Genomic DNA, 597 nt, shown 5'->3' with positions numbered 1-597 from the left:
GAACAGGATGCGGCGATCAAGTCGGCAATCCCTATGGGCGACGTGGGCGATCCGATGGATATAGCCTATGGCTCGCTGTATCTCGCCTCGGATGAGGCAAAATACGTCTCCGGTGCGGAACTTTGGATCGACGGCGGCTGGTACGCGGCATGTTGATATTCGATAGGGGAGACTGGGGGCGATGAGCTGGGATTTTTCCACCGAGCCCGAATTTCAGGCGCAGCTTGACTGGATGCGGGATTTCGTTCGCGAGGAAGTTGAGCCGCTCGACCTGGTGTTCCGAGGCCCGGCAGATCCGTTCGATCCTCACGGCCCGGCCCGGCCCATTATCCGGCCGCTTCAGCAGATCGTGAAGGAGCGCGGCTTGTGGGCATGTCATCTCGGGCCGGATCTTGGCGGCAAGGGCTTCGGTCAGGTCAAGCTCGGCCTGATGAACGAGATCCTGGGGAGGAGCCGTTTCGCCCCCGTCGTGTTCGGCACGCAAGCGCCTGACACCGGAAATGCCGAGATTCTCGCTCGCTTCGGCAGTGAGGAGCAGAAGGCGCGGTACCTGCAACCGCTGCTCGATGGCGACATCGTGTCATGCTACTCGATGAC

2 protein-coding genes are annotated in these 597 nt (G+C 61.3%); both read left to right on the top strand.

Going from position 1 to position 597, the window contains the following annotated elements:
• Positions 1-15 precede the first annotated feature (15 nt).
• The gene (locus LK12_RS23435) at positions 16-156 is read left to right on the top strand and encodes an SDR family oxidoreductase (protein WP_082010738.1); all 141 of its coding nucleotides are present in this window, start codon (positions 16-18) and stop codon (positions 154-156) included.
• Between the two features lie 25 nt (positions 157-181).
• Positions 182-597: acyl-CoA dehydrogenase family protein (locus tag LK12_RS23430; protein WP_039290801.1), on the top strand; the 416-nt coding region annotated here is incomplete at its 3' end.

This window comes from Novosphingobium malaysiense (assembly GCF_000802225.1).
In the GTDB taxonomy this organism is placed as follows: Bacteria; Pseudomonadota; Alphaproteobacteria; order Sphingomonadales; family Sphingomonadaceae; genus Novosphingobium; species Novosphingobium malaysiense.
The sequence above is the reverse complement of the archived record's forward strand: the minus strand, read 5'-3'. Positions and strand labels throughout refer to the sequence as shown.